This is a genomic window from Pseudomonas sp. NPDC090752, assembly GCF_055584805.1.
Window position 1 is genome coordinate 255433 of sequence record NZ_JBVJLI010000006.1, and the last position, 16987, is coordinate 272419.

Here is a 16987-nt window from a genome sequence, read left to right on the forward strand (position 1 = left end):
ATTTTTAGTTGCAGCAACGAGCAGCATTACTGCTCGCGGGTTTAGTCGCGTGGGTGAGTGGAACCTCGGATGATCAGGTCAGCCTTGAAGTCGATGCGCCGTGGCGCCCCGCTCTCGCCGCGCAGGCGGTCGAGCAGGCACTCGAAGGCGGCGACGCCGATGCGTTCGGTGGGCTGGGCCAGCGCAGTGATGCCGCTGCCGACCAGCGGGTACCAGTCCAGCTCGTCCAGGGCGATCAGGCCCACGTCCTGGAACAGCTTGCAGCCGCTGTCGTGGAGTACACGGGTCACAGCCAGTGTGGCCACGCCGTTAAAGGTGAAGATGGCCCGAGGGCCATGGCCATTGCTGTCAAGGAAGGCGCCGAGCCGGGCCTGCAGGTGGGTGTCGATTTCCAGCAGTTGCTGGCGCATGCCGGCACGGCGGCTAACCGACGCGGTGAACGCCTGGACCCGTTCAAGCCGCGAACTGGTGCCATCCAGCGGCTCGGTGACCGCCAGGATGTCGCGGTAGCCACAAGCTTGCAGGTGGTCCAGGGCCTGTTCGATGGCGTCGGCGTTGTCCAGGCCGACCAGGTCGACGTTGAGCTCCGGCAGTTGCCGGTCGACCAGCACCATGGGCATGTCGCGCTGCAGGGTGAGCAACTCGCCCGGGTGACGGCCCAGTGTATTCACGATCAGGCCTTCGACATTGTAGGACTGCAGGGCCTCCAGGTGATGGCGCTCCTGCTCGTCGTCGCGGTTGGTGTTGCACACCACCAGGCTGTAGCCGTGCTGGCGGCAGGCGGTTTCCACACCGTGCATCACCGCGACCGAGTAGGGGTTGAGGATATCCGCCACCAGCATGCCGATCAGCCGCGTCTGACCGCGCTTCAAGCCCCGGGCCATCTGGTTGGGCCGGTAGCCCAGGCGCTCGATGACTTCTTCCAGCCGCTTGGCGGTGGCCTCGGCGAGCAAGTTGCGGTCGCCGCCGATGTAGCGCGACACCGTGGCCTTGGACACGCCGGCGACACGCGCCACCTCGCTGATGGTCACGCGCTCGCGGGGATGGGCTGGCAGGTCGGTCATTTCGGGTCCCTTGTGATTATTGTCGGCGGCGGTGACTGAAACCGGTTTCAATACATCAAAACCAAGGCTTTTCGTCACCTACCGTTCGTCGGGATTTTACCAGTTAGCAGCCATCACCCTCCACTTGTGGGAGCGGGCTTGCCCGCGAACCAGGGCAAAGCCCTGGCCATTCACCGCAGTGTTCTCTTCGCGGGCAAGCCCTGCTCCCACAGGGTGAGGTGACCTCCGTCAGCGCAAGCCTTTCACATCACTGGCCGAAACAGCGCTGCCCTCATTTCCCCAACTGCTGCGAATGAAATTCACCACCTCAGCCACTTCCTGATCACTCAAGCGCCAGCCGAACGCCGGCATGGTGAAGTTCGACGGCGCCGCATGCGTCGCCGGCACCGTGCCGCCCGCCAGCACCACGTGGATCAGCGAGGTGGCATCGGCCGTCTGCACTACCGGGTTACCGGCAAGGGCCGGGAACACTCGGGTATAGCCCTGGCCATCGGTACGATGGCAGGCCGCGCAGTTGTCGATGTACACCGCCGCGCCCGGCTTGCTGTCGTCGCCCTTCCACAACGCCTGCGCGACCTGCGGGTCGTAGACGTGCGGCTGGTCGTCCGGGTTGCTGGGCGGCAGCGTCTTCAGGTAACGGGCAATCGCCGTCAGGTCGGCGTCGCTCAGGTGCTGCATGCTGTGCTCCACCACGTCGCTCATGCCGCCAAATACGGCACTGCGGTCACTGCGCCCGGTCTTGAGGAACTGCACCAGTTGTTCTTCGCTCCAGCTGCCCAGGCCATCCTTGTGATCACCCCGTAGGTTCTTGGCGATCCAGCCTTCCAGCGGCGCACTGCCGGCCAGGAACTGTGCGCCATCGGCGGGGCTCAGCGCCTGTTCCTGCATGGTCAGCGCACGTGGGGTATGGCATGCGCCGCAGTGGCCCAGGCCCTCGACCAGATAGGCGCCGCGATTCACCACAGGGTCCGTTTCGGCAGGTGCTTGCCAAGCTTTCACTTCCGGTGCGAACAACCCGCGCCAGATCGCCAGCGGCCAACGCATGCTCAGCGGCCAAGGAATGTCCGTGGCCTTGTTCGGCTGCGCTACGGGCTGCACGCCTTGCATAAAGTAGGCGTACAAGGCGCGCATGTCGTCGTCCTTGACCCGCGCATAGGAGGGGTACGGCATGGCGGGGTACAGCGTGCTGCCATCTTTGCCGATGCCTTTGCGCACCGCCAGATCGAAGTCTTCAAAGCTGTAGTGGCCGATGCCAGTGGCGTCGGGCGTGATGTTGGTTGAATACACGGTGCCGATGGGGGTTTCCATCGGCAACCCGCCAGCGAACGGCTTGCCGCCCTTGGCGGTATGGCAGGCCACGCAGTCGCCAGCGCGGGCCAGGTACTCACCCTGCTTCACCAACGCATCGGTCGCTTCATCGGCCTGCGCCGCCAGGCTTGCGCCAAACATCAGGGACGCGATCAACAATGTCTTCATGTTCATCGTTCCTCAAGCCTGGACCAGCGGGCCGGGGTTTTTCAGGTACTGCTCACGGATGGCCCTGGCCGACCAGTACGTCAGTGCCGCCACCAGGCCAGTCGGGTTATAGCCCAGCCCCTGCGGAAACGCCGAGGCGCCCGGGACGAACACGTTGTGCACGTCCCAGCTCTGCAGGTAACGGTTCAGTGCGCTGGTCTTGGGATCGGTGCCCATGATCGCGCCGCCGTTGAGGTGGGTGGTCTGGTAGCTGGCGGTGTTGAAGTGCTCCTTGACCTTCTTGCCGAGCACGGCGATGGCCTTGGGGTTCATCGCCTGGGCGATCTTGCTGAGTTTTTCGACCATGAACTGGTTCATCTTGATGTCGTTTTCCTGCCAGTCGAAGGTCATGCGCAGCAGCGGCTGGCCGTAGGCGTCGCGGTAGGTCGGGTCAAGGTCGAGGTAGTTGCCGCGGTACGACTGGTGCGCGCCATGGGCGTCCATCGACACCTGGTGGGTGTAGTAGTCGGCGGTGGCCTTCTTCCAGGCGCTGCCCCAGGCGGGGGTGCCGGGCGGGTTGGCGACACCGGCAATCGGCCGGCTGCCCGCCTGGTTGACCCACATCGGCGAGCCACCGACGAAGCCGTGCGGCCCATGATCGAAATTGTCGGCGTTGAAGTCGTCGATCGCCACGCCGTTGCCGCCGGCGCCGATGAAGTTGTTGGTGTAGGTGTCCTTGTCGAAGAAGGCTTTCACCGTGCCCATGTTCTGGTAGGCGAAGTTGCGCCCCACCACGCCTTCATTCTTGATCGGGTCGTAGGGTTTGCCGATGCCAGACAGCAGCATCAGGCGCACGTTGTTGAACTGGAAGGCGGCGAGGATGACGATGTCCGCTGGCTGCTCGACTTCGCGCCCCTGGGCATCGATGTAGGTCACCCCGGTGGCCTTGCGCTTGCTGTCGTCGAGGTTGACCCGCAGCACATGGGCGTTGGCGCGCAGTTCGAAGTTCGGCACCTGGCGCAGCACCGGCAGGATGTTCACGTTGGGCGAGGCCTTGGAGTACATGTAGCACACGTAACCACTGCAGAAACCGCAGAAGTTGCACGGCCCCATCTGCGCGCCGTAGGGGTTGGTATACGGGCCGGAGGTGTTCGCCGACGGCAGGTTGTAGGGTTTGTAGCCCAGGCTCGCAGCGGCCTTTTCGAACAGTTTGGCCGACACCACGTTCTTCTGCGACACCAGCGGGAATGGGTTGGAGCGGTCCGGCGCGTAGGGGTTACCGCCCTTCCCTTCACCGACCACCTTGCCGTTGACGGTCCAGGCCTGGCCGGAGGTGCCAAAGACTTTTTCGGCGAAGTCGAAATGCGGCTCAAGCTCTTCGTAGCTCACGCCGAAGTCCTGGATGGTCATGTCTTCAGGGATGAAGCGCTTGCCGTAGCGTTCCTCGTAGTGGCTGCGCATGCGCAGTTCCATGGGGTCTACCCGAAAATGCACACCGGACCAGTGCAGCCCCGCGCCGCCGACGCCCTTGCCGGGCAGGAACGCGCCGAGCTGGCGATTGGGCAGCGCAACATCATTGCCATTGTGGCGGATAGTGACGGTTTCTTTCGACACGTCGACAAACAGCTTTTTGCGCACGCTGTAGGTCAGTTCATCGATGACCTGCGGATAGCTGCCTTCGGGGTAGGTGTCCTGCATCGGACCGCGCTCTAGCGCCACCACCTGCAGCCCGGCTTCGGTGAGCTCCTTGGCCATGATGGCGCCCGCCCAGCCGAAACCGACGATCACCGCATCGACCTTCTTCATTGCATTGGCCATGCCTTACGCCCTCTCGCCACGAATCGAAACTGCCGGAAACGGGTAAGGCTCGTTGCGCTCGACCCAGTCCATGAAATCTGCCCGGGCGCCGGGGAAGCCGATTTGCGTCCAGCCAACCATGCCTTTGTTGCCGCCATGGATCGGGTCGCAGAAGAAGCCTTCGCGGGTGTTTTGCACCAGCAGGCTGAAGAACACCTTGGCAGGCAGTTGCTCGAAAATGATCTCACCGGCTTCGATCTTGCCGAGAACCTTGTCTCGGGTAGCGCTGTCTTGCTCGGAAAAGGTCTTGCCGCTGGCGTTTTTGCACCAGGCGTCCGCTGCGGCGATGCCCAGGCGGTAGATCTGTTGCGGGCTGAGCTGCAACTGGTAACCGAGCTCCGGCGCGGCGTCGGCTTTGAACGGGCCTTGCATGTACCACTGGGCACCCGTCGCGTATGGGGTATTCATCTGCCGATCGATAAACTCCGCAGCGCCGGCTTCCAGCGCTCCTGGGCCGAGTTCATCGGCGGGGATGATGCGTGACACAGCCGCCTGCACGAAGGCCCATTCTTCTTTGGTGAAGAAAGTTGGCTGGTAATCACCCGCGGGTGGCGTGGCTGGCACCTTGTGCTCGCGGACCGGCTCGGCCAGCAACTGGCTGGCGCCCAGGCCGGTACTGGCCACGGTGACGACCGGGATCAGGGTCAGGGTCTTGCGCAGGAAATCTCGGCGCGGGTTGTCGGGGGCATGCTCGGGCATTTCGAGTCCTCATCAGCATTGGGCGGCCTTGGGTTGCGCCATCTGGGTTTTGATCAGGGCCTGGGGCCCTGAGAAAGTCGCGCAATCTAGCTGATTCGGAAATGTTTTGAAACCGGTTTCATCGCTATCTCACGGGCAACCTGAATCCCTGTGAGAGCGACGGTCTTGCTCAAATTTTAAAAACGTGCGCGGCTCCTGTGGGAGCGGGCTTGCCCGCGAAAAAGGCACCACGGTGGATGGCACGGGCTGCGCCCGTGTTCGCGGGGCAAGCCCGCTCCCACAGAAATCGCGTAGGCTTCGGCAATTTGAGCAGCACAGTACCGCCCTCCACACTTGAGGCCCGCCATGTTCGACTGGGAAGATCTCCGCCATTTCTCCGCTTTCATCAGCGCCGGCTCGCTCTCGGCCGCCGCCAAGCAGCTGGGTGTCGACCACGCCACCGTGGCCCGACGCATTGCCGCGCTGGAAGCGGCGCTCAACCTCAAGCTGGTCGACCGCAGGCCCCGGGCCTACGTGCTGACCGACGAAGGCCGCCGGGTGGGCCTGTACGCCGAGCAGATGACCCAGTCATCCTTCGCCCTTGAGCACTTTGCCAGCGCCGGCCAACAGCAAGTCGAGGGTGAGGTGGTGCTGGCTGCCCCACCCGCCTTGCTGGGCAGCATCGTCGCGCGACGCCTGGGCGAGCTGTATCAGCGCTACCCGCAGTTGCGCTTGAAGCTGGTGGGCAGCAAGTCACGCGCTTCGCTGGCACGCCGCGAAGCCGACATCAGCATTGCCCTGGCCCGACCCAGTGAACCAACCCTGGTGGCCAGCCTGCTCGGCTACCTCGAATATCGCCTGTATGCGTCGGACGCTTTCATCCGCAACGCCCGCGCACCGCGCTATATCGGCTACGACCAGTCGCAGAGCAAATCGCCGCAGCAGCAATGGCTGCTCGCGCAAACCGACCATCAGCCTTTCGTGTTGCAAAGCAACGACCTGCGCATCCAAGCCCAGGCTGCCGCCGGCGGCATCGGCATTGCCTGCCTGCCGGCATTCATGGCCGAGGAGCATGGCCTTCACGCGACCGGGGACGATGACCAGACCATGAGCATCGAAATCTGGCTGGCGGTGCATGAAGACGTGCGCAACACCCCGCGCATCAAGGCGGTTACCGACTTCCTGCAACATCAGGTCAAGCCGCTGCTGCGCTTGTGAAATTCTGCAGAAGTCGCCTGCACCGATACGGAGTTTTCGCAACCCCGCAGCCCCGCTAAGCTTCCCTCCATCGTCAACGATCACTGAGGAGAAGCGGATGCAGTACGTCAAGTTGGGCAACACCGGCCTGGATATCTCGAAACTCTGCCTGGGCTGCATGACCTTTGGCGAACCCGACGCCGGTACCCACCCCTGGACCCTCGGCGAGGCCGACAGCCGCCCGATCATCCGCCACGCCGTCGAGCAAGGCATCAACTTCTTCGACACCGCCAACAGCTACTCGGCCGGCACCTCGGAGATCATCCTCGGCAAGCTGCTGAAGGAATTTACCCGTCGCGACGAAACCGTCATCGCCACCAAGGTGTTCTTCCCCGCCAACATGTGGGAAGGCAGCACCCGCCCCAACGAACAAGGGCTGTCGCGCAAGGCGATCCTGGCCAACATCGACGCCAGCCTGACGCGCCTGGGCACCGACTACGTCGACCTCTACCAGATCCATCGCTGGGACTACCACACCCCGATCGAAGAGACCATGGAAGCCTTGCACGATGTGGTCAAGGCCGGCAAGGCGCGCTACATCGGCGCCTCATCGATGTACGCCTGGCAATTCGCCAAGGCCCAACAGGTGGCCGCGAGCAACGGCTGGAGCCGCTTCGTCTCGATGCAGAACTACCTCAACCTGATCTACCGCGAAGAAGAGCGCGAGATGATCCCGCTGTGCCTCGACCAGGGTGTCGGCCTTATGCCCTGGAGCCCGATGGCCCGCGGCCGGCTCACCCGCCCGCACGGGCAGCAGACCGAGCGCACGCGCACCGATATCTCCGGGCAGTCGTTCTACGCCGGCACCGAGGTGGAAGACGGACGTGTGATCGATGTGGTTGAGCAGATTGCTCGTGAGCGGGGTGTGCCGATGGCGCAGGTGGCGCTGGCCTGGGTGCTGGGCAAGCGTGGCGTATCGGCGCCGATCGTGGGGGCATCCAAGGCAGCGCAGCTGGATGATGCGATTGCGGCGCTGGAATTGAAGCTCAGCACCGATGAGATCGCGCGGCTGGAAGCGCCGTATGTGCCCCATACGGTGACTGGCTTCAAGTAAATATCCTGAGGCAGTTCCGGCCTCTTCGCGGGCAAGCCCGCTCCCACAGGATTTGTGAGCGCCTTGGACCCTGTGGGAGCGGGCTTGCCCGCGAAGAGTACATTTGCATCCCGACGGAAATTACATCACCTGAATGCGCGCCCGCCGAACCGCTCCGGCATGCCACCCCTGCAGCAACACCGCCAGCGCTGCCAGCCCGGCAGGCACCAGCAATGACCCGAACACCTGGGCGAAGCTCCACCCCAACGCCAGCATCTGCGCCCCGGCAAAGGCACTGAGGATGGCCCCGAACCGCCCGATGCCACTCATCCAGCTGGCTCCGGTCGCCCGCGCCTCGGTCGGATAGAACCCAGCCGCCAAGGCGTTCATGCCCACGCTCGCCCCATTCAGGCCAAAGCCCACGGCCCAGGCGACAGCACACAGCCAGGTGAAGTCACCCGCCACCTGGCCAATGGCAAAAATCACCGCACCGCTGAACAGGAAGGTCAGCATCAGCACCCGTTGCGGGTTGCAGCGGTCCATGGCCCAGCCCACCGAAATCGCCCCCAACGGCCCGCCGATCTGGAAGCAGGCCGTGACGATGGCCGCCTCCGACACCGAGAAACCCCCGCCCTCTTTCACCAGCGTTGGCAACCAGCCGCTGAACAGATAGACCAGGAACAACGCCAGTACATAACCCGACCACAGCATCAGGGTGCCGAAGCGGTAGCGCGGTGAAAGAATGGTGCTGATGGCCCCGACTGGATTCGGCGTGGCCGCAGGCACTGCGAAGGTGCTGTCAGGACCGCAATGTTCCGGTGCCAAGCGGCAGACAATGGCGCGGATGCGTTGCGGGTCGGCGCCCTTGCTGACCAGGAAGGTCACCGACTCCGGCAACCGCCAGCACAGCAACGGCAGGGCCAGCAGCGGCAGCACACCGCCCAGCGCCAGCACGCTGCGCCAACCGAGGTTGGGGATCATCCAGGCGCTGACGAACCCACCGAGTGCCGCCCCCAGCGAAAAACCGCAGAACGCCAGGGTGATCAACAGGGAACGGCTGCGCGCCGGGGCGTATTCGCCGACCAGGGTGCTGGCATTGGGCATCGCCGCGCCCAGGCCAAGGCCGGTGAGAAAACGCAGGGCCACCAACGTTTCCAGGTTCGGCGAAAACGCTGAGGCCAGCGTCCATAGGCCGAACAACAGGACGCTGCCCAGTAGCACCACCTTGCGCCCATAACGGTCTGCCAGCGGACCGGCGATCAACGCGCCCAGGGCCAGGCCGATCAGCGCCGCACTGAGCACCGGGCCCAGGCTTTGCGCGCCGAGCTGCCACTCGCTCTTCAACTGCGGCGCGATGAAACCGATGATCGCCACGTCCAGGCCATCCAGGGCGATGATCAGGAAGCCGAGGAACACCACCCACTTCTGGTACCGGCCGATGGGTTGCTGGTCGATCAGTTGGCGCACGTCGATGACGTTGGGGGCTTTCATTTCTGCCTTACCTCTTGTTGTTTTTATGGAAGGGCAAGCCTGCGGCTACAGGCTGCGCATGTGCACCGGCTTGATGATCCGCGTCTCTTGGGCCACCACCAGGTCCCGCGTGGCCTGCAGGTACGCGGCAAAGTCCGGGTCGGCATCACGGGCGGCACTGCGCCGTTCGAAGTCGTCCAGGCTGTCGTAGCCCCACAGGTGCACCACCTGGTTGAGCGGGCCGATGCAGCTCACGTAGAACCCCAGCGGCACACCGAGGTGGCGCAGCAGGATCGGCATTGCCAGCTGGTCGAAGGCTTCGAGAAACGCCGCCATGCAGCGCGGGCGGATGGTGTAGACGCGGTGGTCGACAATCGCCTTGCCCATCACGCCACCTCCCGGGCCGGGCCCGCGCTCGCCAGGCCCTGCTCGACACCCGCGAGGTGGCGACCGGTGATGTAGCCAAACGTCATGATTGGCCCCAGGGTGATGCCGGCGCCTGGGTAATTGCCGCCCATCATGCTGGCCCGGTCATTGCCCACGGCATACAGCCCGGCGATGGCCTGGTGCTCGGCATCGAGCACTTCACCGACCACGCTGGTGCGGATGCCATCGAACGTACCAAGGTCGCCCATGATCACCTTCACCGCAAAATAGGGCCCCTCGCCCACCGGTGCCACGCAGGGGTTGGGCTGTTGTTGCGGGTCGGCCAGGTAGCGGTTGAAGCTTGTGCTGCCGCGGCCGAACTGGCGATCTTCGCCGTGCACGGCACCCAGGTTGTATTCGCTGACCGTACGCTCCAGGCCCTGGGCATCGATGCCCGCTTTTTGCGCAAGCTCGGCCAGCGTGTTGCCTTTGAGCAGGTAGCCGTTGCGCAGCAGCGGCCCCAGCGGCATCGGCGCGGGCTTGGCGTAACCCAGGCCGTACTTGGCCAGGGTGCGCCGGTCACATATCAACCACATCGCGGTTTCCGCCTGCTCGGCGCAAGCCTCGACCAACGCCGCGCCCACGTCGTGGTACGAGTTCGACTCATTGGTAAAACGCTGGCCCGAGCGCAACACGCCGATCACACCAGGCTTGTAGCGGTCGAGCAGGTGCGGGAAGGCGACGTGCCCTCCGGCGCCCATCGGCACCTTCGACACCGGCATCCAGGCCGCCGGCGCTTGCAGGCGTATATCGACCTGGCCACCCAGCGCTTCAGCCATCCGCGCGCCATCGCCGGTATTGCCCGGCGGTACCGGCGAAAAGTGTTCGCCACCGCGACGTACATGCGGGTAAGCCTGCTTGAGCCGCTGCAGGTCGTGGGAAAACCCGCCACAGGCCAGCACCACCCCACGCCGCGCCTCGATCCGCAACTCGCCATCGCCCTGCCGGGCCATCGCGCCCGTCACCCGGCCGCCCTCACGCAACAGCTGCCTGGCCGGGGTGCCGGTCAGGATCGGAATGCCCAGGTCCAGTGCGGATTTCACCAGCCGCGCGGCCAGCGCGTTGCCGCTGGTGACTTGCGTGCCACGCCGGTACAACGCCAGCTCCTTGAAGTGCGTCAGCAGGCGCTTGGCGACGTAGACAAACGATGTCAACGAACGGGTGACGTTGAAGAAGTGCTTGAGGTCGGCATTCGAGGAATTGAACATCATGCCAATGAACGTGATGCTCTTGAGCGGTGGCCGCAGCCGCGCCATGTCTGCGCCCAGGCCACGAATATCGTAGGGTGCGGCCAGGATCGAGCGGCCGATGTCGACACCGCCTGCCACGTCCGGGTGGTAGTCGGGATACAGCGTCGGGACGAACTTGACCGTGGTTGCTCGCTCGAAGAAATCCACCATCTCAGGTCCATAACGCAAAAACGCCTCGACCGCCGGCGCATCGAAGCAGGCAGCGGTCTCGTTGCGCAGGTAAGTCAGCGCCTGCGCCGGGTCGTGGTTGACATCATGCCGGTTGCCCGGCACCCATAGCACGCCACCGGAAAACGCCGTGGTCCCGCCAAAGCAGTCGTCCTTCTCGATGACCAGCACGTCCAGGCCCTGTTTTTTCGCGGTGATCGCCGTGGCCAGGCCACCGGCCCCAGCGCCGATCACCAGGACATCGCAGGTACGCGTTTTCATGCGCGCACCCCTTCGAAGCCAGGGCGCGGGATCAGCGCCATGGGCATGCTCTCGAGGCCGCCATCGACGGTCAGCTCGGCACCGTTGATGTAGTCGGCACGCGGGCTGGCCAGAAACAGCACGGCCTCGGCGATGTCCTGCGGCTCGCCGATGCGCTGGTTGGCGGTCATCGCGCTGCGCTGCCGTTCGATCTGCGGGTCGGCATAGAACGCAGCCGACAGCGGCGTGCGGATCAGCCCCGGGCACACCGCATTGCTGCGCACCCCGCGCGGCCCCCACTCCACGGCGATCTGCCGCGACAGCATGCTGACCCCGGCTTTGGCCGCGCTGTAGGCGCCACTGTTGGGTTGCGGATAATGGGCCGCGATCGAGGCGACATGCACGATGCGCCCCTGGCCGCGCTCAAGCATCGAACGGCCGAAGGCCTGCGCGCACAGCAGGTAGCCACTGAGGTTCACGGCCAGCACCTGGTTCCACTGCTCCAGGCTCAGCGTGTCGAGCGCGCCCGGGCGCAGCACGCTGGCATTGTTGACCAGCACATCGCAGCGCCCATGCAGCGCCTGTACCTGGGCGGCGGCCTGCTCGACGCTGGCCGGGTCGGCAATATCACAGGCCAGGGCACTGACCTCACCGACGCTGTGCTCGCCAAGGGTGGCCGCCAACTCCCGGCACTTGTCGCCATCGCGGTCCAGCAGCACCACGTGGGCATGCTGCTCGACCAGCGCGGCGGCCAGCGCCGCACCAATGCCACCGGCCGCGCCAGTGACCACGCAAACGGCCGAATCCAGGCCCAGCCAATCAGAAGAAATCTTGTTGTTATGCATGCTGCTCTCCAGAGTGTCGCTTCATCTGGCGAACAGCCTAGGGCCGGCGGACCTGTCGGCAGAATGGACAAAACCTGCAAGCGCCACCACATTCCCGACAATTTCGTCCACGGCCCCCTGAACCCTGTACGCACCTGTGGCACAGTGGCCAGGTAGCGATCAGAACAATTAAAACAACATGAACAAGATCCCCAACTACGCCCTTTATGGCGAAGCCGCGCCGCCGGTGTGGCACGAGGCCTTGCATGTGGAGCAGATCTCCCTGCGCTCTGGCGCACACAACTGGGAGATCGCCGCGCACCGCCACGACGGGCTACTGCAGCTGCTGTACCTGCAAAGCGGCAGCGGCGAGGTGCTGTTCGACAGCGAGCGCGTGCAGGTGCAGGCGCCCTGCGTGGTCTATGTGCCGGCGCAAGTGGTGCACGGCTTCCACTGGGCCGGCCAGGTCGAGGGCCAGGTGATTACCGCTGCCCAGCCGCCGCTGGAGAGCATCGCCCAGGTACTGGCGCCGCAGTTGCTGGCGCAGATCCGCAAACCCCAGGTCATCGCCCTGCCCCAGTGGCGCACCGAAGACGACCCGTTGTTGCCGCTGTGCCGCGCCCTGCGCGAGGAATATCACAACCGCGCTCGCGAACACGTCGCCAGCAGCATGTCGTTGCTTCTGGCCCTGTTGATCCAGGCCCTGCGCCAGGAGCCCGCGCAGGCCGGCGAGGAACGCCGCCCGGCGTCACGGCGCAGCCAGCAGTTGACCGGGTTTCGCGAGCTGGTGGACAGGCACTACCGCGAGCATCGGCCGTTGGGCTTCTATGCCAATGAGCTGGGCATGACCCTGGCGACGCTGGGGCGCTTGTGCCAGGAGCACCTGGGGATGACGCCGATGCATGTGATCAACGCGCGGTTGGTGCTGGAGGCCAAGCGGGCGCTTGGGCATTCGGACGCGAGTGTGAAGGAAATCGCCCATGAACTGGGGTTTGCCGATGTGGGGTATTTCAGCCGGTTTTTCCGCAAGCAGTGTGGAGTGAACCCAAGTGCGTTTCGCGGCAGCCAGGGCAGCTAGCGGACCGCGGGCGTTTCAATACCCCGTCATTTCCAGGTACCCGCGCCCAGTGCCACCCACCCGGACAGGCCCTTCCCAATACGGGAACCGCGTCCCCATCCAGGCCTTGGGCTCCAGTGCATCTACCTCGACATCCACCTGCAGCGATGGCACCTGCACGCGCCAGCGCGTCGGTAGCTGTTTGCCGTTGAGCTGCTTCGTCCAGGCCAGCGGGGTCAGCTCGATCTGCTCCCCCTGCAACGCCCGCGATTGCCCCTGCGCATCCACCCAGGTCCCCGCCCGGTATGGCAGGCCCTGGGCTTCACGCACCTGGAACAGCATCAATTTCGCCCCACTGTCCAAGTGCAGCGAGAACCAGTCCCAGCCAAGCTGTCCGGCCGCCAACGGCTGGCTGCTCCATTCCCGGTCGAGCCACGCCTGCCCGGTCACGGCGATGCGCTGCCCATCCCGCTCGACCTCGCCACTGACCGTGTAGAACGGCTGGCTGTAGTAGTACGACGCCTGGCCCTTGCCGGATTTTTCGCTGTAGCCGTTCACGCCATGCAGCACCAGAGGGCGATCAGTCTTCAGAGCCAGGTCATAGCTAAACCCTTGTCCACTGGCGCGCATCTTCAGCTGGTCGACATCCGGATTGCCTTGCAACGACCAATCATTGATCCAGGCGCGCAACGGCTGCGCCTCGGCGCCTGCCTGGCCCACACCGCCACGCGCCAGGGTTTCGCTGACCTGATGGCCACCCGGGCCAGTAAGGGCGGCGTGGCCCATCCACACGTTGGGGCTGTTCCAGTTCATGGTTTCTGGCCCAGGGCGCAGCCCCGAGCGGAACAGTGTCCATTGCACGCCCCAATCGCGGCCCTGGGCATCGCGCAGGTTGGCGGTGACGTACCACCACTCGATGCGAAAACCGTTATGCGCGCCATGGTCACGGGGAAAGACCAACGGTACGCCCGCCACTACCTGACTGAATGCACCCGCATCGGCGCCAAGGCCTGCGAAACTTTTTGGCGCAGGCTCGGGTGAGTCGCACCCGGGCAGCAACAGGCAGGCCATCAGCAGCCAGGCTTCAGTTTTCATCGGCGAACTGCCTCAACAAAGCGCTCGGCTGGCTGCGTGCCAGCTGCCACAGCGGCCAGGCGCTGGCCAGCAGGCTGGTGAACAGGCCCAACACGGCGAGCTGCAGCCATTGCCCTGGGAACACATGCCACGGCAGGCGCCAGCCGAAGGCCTGCACGTTGACCACCGCCACCAGGCACCAGGCCAGCAACAGGCCCAAAGGGATCGCCAGCAGCACGGTGAAACCACTGAGCATCAGTGTCTGCCCCAGGCTCAGCCAGGCCAGCCAGCGGCGTGGCACACCCAGTGCCCATAAGGGTGCCAGCTGCCCCAGGCGGCGCTGGCCCAAGGTCAGCTGGCTGATGAACAGCGCCACCCCGGCCACGCCCAGGGTCAGGCTGTTCAACGCCGCCGTGACGGCGAACGTGCGGCTGAATATGTCGCTCGACCAGGCTTTCAAGCGGGCTTGCTCGACAACCTGGTTGTCATCCAGGGCGTAGCGTTGCTGCAGGTCGTCCTTGAGTGCCGCGACCTGGCCTGCGTGCACCAACAGGCTCAGGCCGGTCAGGCTGGCGCCCGGCGCGTGCCGGCGCAGCCAGTCGGCGTTGATCAGCACATGGCCTTTGGGGTTGCCGTAATCCGCGTGCAGGCCGACCACCGTCATCGCCTGTGGCGGCTCGCCAGGCAGCTGCAGCGTATCGCCCACGCCCAGCCCCAGGCGCCGGGCCAGTTGCTCGCTGAGCATGGCCCCACGGCCAGCGGCCAGCGCCTGCCAGGCACCCGGCGCCTGCTTGAGCAACGGCCAATGCTGGCGGTAGAAACGGTGGTCGATCACCCCCTGTACCTGCACCGGCCATTGCTGCAAACGCCAGTCTACCCGCCAACTGGGCAACACTGCGCTGACGGCTGGATCGACCCGTAACTGCGCCTCTATCTGCTGCGCCTGGAGGCTGTCGCGGGGGGTGACGTACAGGTCTGCAGCCAAACGCTGATCGAGCCAGCCAATGAAGGTGCGGCGGAAACCTTCGGTCATGCCGCCAACCCCGACACTGGCGGCCAATGCCAGCAGCAGCGCCATCAGCGCCAGGCTCAAGGCCGGCAGTTGCTGGCGGCTGTCGGCGATGAACCATTGCGCCAGTGGGCGCTGACAGCAATGCGCAAGACACCGGAGCATTATCGCCAGCAACCCCGGCAACAGCAGTGCTGCTGCCAGCAGCAACGCCGCAAGCATGGCGAATGCACTGGCCAGCCCAGTGCCAAAGTAGCCGCATCCCATGGCAATCCCTAGCAGCACTGCAGCGACCACGGCCTGGCGTCGCAACCAGGGCACTTGCGCCAGGCGCCAGGCCTGGGGTTGCGCCAGTGCCAGCAACGGCAAACGGGCTGCGCGCAACAGGCTGTCGAGCCCGGCCAGCAGCGCGCCCAGCAGGCTGACGGCAATGCCCAGCAACCACCACTGCGCCGGCAGGTGCAGGTGCCCGGCCACCTGGGCGCCGTACAACCCCCGCAAGCTGGAAGCGAAATCGGGCAACATCAACGCCGCCAACAGGTAACCCGCCGCCACGCCCGCCACGCCGCCCAAAACCGCAAACAGCCCCAGTTCCAGCGCCAGGGCCGTCAGCATTACCAGCAGGCTGACGCCGCAAGCGCGCAAGGTACGGATCAACCCGCGCCGCTGTTCCAACGCCAGGCCAATCGCCGCATGGGCAATGAACAATCCCACCACGAAGGCAAGCAGGCCGAGGGCAGTGAGGTTGAGGTGGAAGCTTTCCGTAAGGCGCTGCAGATCGGCGTCATCGCCAGGAGGCTGAAACTTGAGGTTTGCTGCGAGCTCGTCCGGCAGCGGGCGATCGCTGTCACTGAGCAGGCGCGATAATTGCCCGGGCGCCTTGAGCAACGCCTGGGCCTGGCCGATATCGACCACAACCACCCCCGGCGCCAATTGGGCCTGCAGGGTCAAGGGCGGCAGCACTTGCCCGTCCGCCGTGAGGACCTGCTCGCCGGCCTTTCGGCCCAACTGGCGCAGGGTATCCGGCCCTACCCAGGCCTGCCCTGGCGTGCCAATGAACGCCTGCAGGTCGAAGCCTTGCACGTCGGCACCGGCGACCGCCATGCCCGGCAAGAGGCTCAGCGGCTCGATGCCGATCAGCCGCAGTGCAACCTGGGGCTCACCGGCCAAGCGCAAACGCCCTTCAAGCACCGGTGTCACCTGCCAGCCCAGCTTGCGCAGTTGCACATACAAGCCTTGGTCGAAATGCTGCACGGTCCGCGCCACCAGTTGTGCGCGAGCGGGCCCGGCGAGCACGGCGCTGGCTGCTGCGTAGTCGTTGCGCGCCTGGGTATTGAGTGCCTGCACGCCGGTCCACAAGGCCGTGGCCAGCCACAGCCCGGTGAAGATGCTGATGCACTGCAGGCGGTGGCGCCACCAATGGCTGCCCAGCGCCTGTAGGGTGATCAGCAGGTGGTTCATCACCCTTGTACCCGGCCCATCTGCAGCACACAGCGGCGCTGCAGGCGCGCGGCCAGGCGTTGGCTGTGGGTCACCATCAGCAGGCTGCTGCCGGCTTCTTCCACCAGTTGCAGGAGCAGCGCCAGGACCTCGTCGCTGCTTGCTTCGTCGAGGCTGCCGGTCGGCTCGTCGGCGAGCAGCAGCAACGGCCTGCTCGCCAGGGCCCGGCCAATGGCGACACGCTGTTGCTGGCCGCCGGACAACTGCTCCGGGTAGCGCTGCAGCAGGGGCGTCAGGCCCAGGCGTGATGCCAGATGCGTCACCCACGTTGGGTCATGGCGGCCTGCCAGGCGCGCCTGGAAAGCCAGGTTGGCGGCGACATCCAGGCTGCTGATCAGGTTGTATTGCTGGAACACCAGGCCGATGCCCTCGCGTCGCCAGCGCGCCAGGGACGCCTCGCCACGGTTGTCTAGAGGTTCGCCGTCAATGAGGATGCGCCCGCTGTCGGCGTGGTCGAGGCCGGCCAGCAGGTGCAGCAAGGTGCTCTTGCCGCTGCCGGACTCGCCCATTAGTGCCAGGCTGCTGCCGCGTGGCAGGGTCAAGTCGACACCGCGCAGTACCTGCAGTGGGCCTTGGGCGGTAGTGAACGACTTGTGCAGGTGTTCGACGACCAGCATTGCAGGGG

14 protein-coding genes are annotated in these 16987 nt (G+C 65.1%); 3 read left to right on the plus strand and 11 right to left on the minus strand.

Translation table 11 applies throughout. From position 1 onward, the window contains the following. Positions 1-41 precede the first annotated feature (41 nt). From ACZ6YA_RS11170 to ACZ6YA_RS11185, 4 genes are all read right to left on the minus strand, one after another. Positions 42-1064 (minus strand): LacI family DNA-binding transcriptional regulator, encoded by a 1023-nt coding sequence (locus tag ACZ6YA_RS11170; protein WP_465897166.1) that lies wholly within the window; start codon positions 1062-1064, stop codon positions 42-44. 228 nt (positions 1065-1292) lie between these two features. Further along, positions 1293-2540 (minus strand): c-type cytochrome, encoded by a 1248-nt coding sequence (locus ACZ6YA_RS11175; RefSeq protein ID WP_465897167.1) that lies wholly within the window; start codon positions 2538-2540, stop codon positions 1293-1295. Between the two features lie 12 nt (positions 2541-2552). Beyond that, positions 2553-4337, minus strand: a complete 1785-nt coding sequence (locus tag ACZ6YA_RS11180; protein ID WP_465897168.1) for a GMC family oxidoreductase — start codon at positions 4335-4337, stop codon at positions 2553-2555. Positions 4338-4340: 3 nt separating this feature from the next. Further along, the gene (locus ACZ6YA_RS11185) at positions 4341-5075 is read right to left on the minus strand and encodes a gluconate 2-dehydrogenase subunit 3 family protein (protein ID WP_465897169.1); all 735 of its coding nucleotides are present in this window, start codon (positions 5073-5075) and stop codon (positions 4341-4343) included. Positions 5076-5420: 345 nt separating this feature from the next. Between ACZ6YA_RS11185 and ACZ6YA_RS11190 the strand changes: the two genes are divergently transcribed. Together ACZ6YA_RS11190 and ACZ6YA_RS11195 are read left to right on the plus strand one after the other, a co-directional pair. Next, positions 5421-6272, plus strand: a complete 852-nt coding sequence (locus tag ACZ6YA_RS11190; protein WP_465897170.1) for a LysR family transcriptional regulator — start codon at positions 5421-5423, stop codon at positions 6270-6272. A gap of 97 nt (positions 6273-6369) precedes the next feature. Beyond that, positions 6370-7365, plus strand: coding sequence for an aldo/keto reductase (locus tag ACZ6YA_RS11195; protein WP_465897171.1), 996 nt, complete (start codon positions 6370-6372; stop codon positions 7363-7365). Positions 7366-7485: 120 nt separating this feature from the next. Here ACZ6YA_RS11195 and ACZ6YA_RS11200 read toward each other — a convergent pair whose 3' ends face one another. From ACZ6YA_RS11200 to ACZ6YA_RS11215, 4 genes are read right to left on the minus strand one after another with little or no spacing between them, the layout of a single operon-like run. After that, positions 7486-8835: an MFS transporter gene (locus ACZ6YA_RS11200; RefSeq protein WP_465897172.1), complete on the minus strand. Its 1350-nt coding sequence runs from the start codon at positions 8833-8835 to the stop codon at positions 7486-7488. Positions 8836-8880: 45 nt separating this feature from the next. Continuing rightward, positions 8881-9201, minus strand: a complete 321-nt coding sequence (locus ACZ6YA_RS11205) for an NIPSNAP family protein (RefSeq protein WP_465897173.1) — start codon at positions 9199-9201, stop codon at positions 8881-8883. Then, positions 9201-10919, minus strand: coding sequence for an FAD-dependent oxidoreductase (locus ACZ6YA_RS11210; protein ID WP_465897174.1), 1719 nt, complete (start codon positions 10917-10919; stop codon positions 9201-9203). The genes ACZ6YA_RS11205 and ACZ6YA_RS11210 overlap by 1 nt, the downstream gene beginning before the upstream one ends. Further along, positions 10916-11743 (minus strand): SDR family NAD(P)-dependent oxidoreductase, encoded by an 828-nt coding sequence (locus tag ACZ6YA_RS11215; RefSeq protein WP_465897176.1) that lies wholly within the window; start codon positions 11741-11743, stop codon positions 10916-10918. The genes ACZ6YA_RS11210 and ACZ6YA_RS11215 overlap by 4 nt, the downstream gene beginning before the upstream one ends. A gap of 178 nt (positions 11744-11921) precedes the next feature. Between ACZ6YA_RS11215 and ACZ6YA_RS11220 the strand changes: the two genes are divergently transcribed. Continuing rightward, a complete protein-coding gene (locus ACZ6YA_RS11220) occupies positions 11922-12800 on the plus strand; it encodes a helix-turn-helix domain-containing protein (protein WP_465897177.1) in 879 nt (292 codons plus the stop codon). Between the two features lie 15 nt (positions 12801-12815). On the opposite strand, the gene ACZ6YA_RS11225 is transcribed toward ACZ6YA_RS11220, so the two are convergent. The 3 genes from ACZ6YA_RS11225 to ACZ6YA_RS11235 are packed head-to-tail and all read right to left on the minus strand — an operon-like array spanning position 12816 to position 16979. Further along, positions 12816-13874: a lipocalin-like domain-containing protein gene (locus ACZ6YA_RS11225; RefSeq protein ID WP_465897178.1), complete on the minus strand. Its 1059-nt coding sequence runs from the start codon at positions 13872-13874 to the stop codon at positions 12816-12818. After that, positions 13864-16323, minus strand: coding sequence for an FtsX-like permease family protein (locus ACZ6YA_RS11230; RefSeq protein ID WP_465897179.1), 2460 nt, complete (start codon positions 16321-16323; stop codon positions 13864-13866). Before ACZ6YA_RS11230 ends, ACZ6YA_RS11225 begins: the two co-directional genes overlap by 11 nt. Beyond that, positions 16323-16979 (minus strand): ABC transporter ATP-binding protein, encoded by a 657-nt coding sequence (locus ACZ6YA_RS11235; protein WP_465897180.1) that lies wholly within the window; start codon positions 16977-16979, stop codon positions 16323-16325. Before ACZ6YA_RS11235 ends, ACZ6YA_RS11230 begins: the two co-directional genes overlap by 1 nt. Positions 16980-16987: the final 8 nt, after the last annotated feature.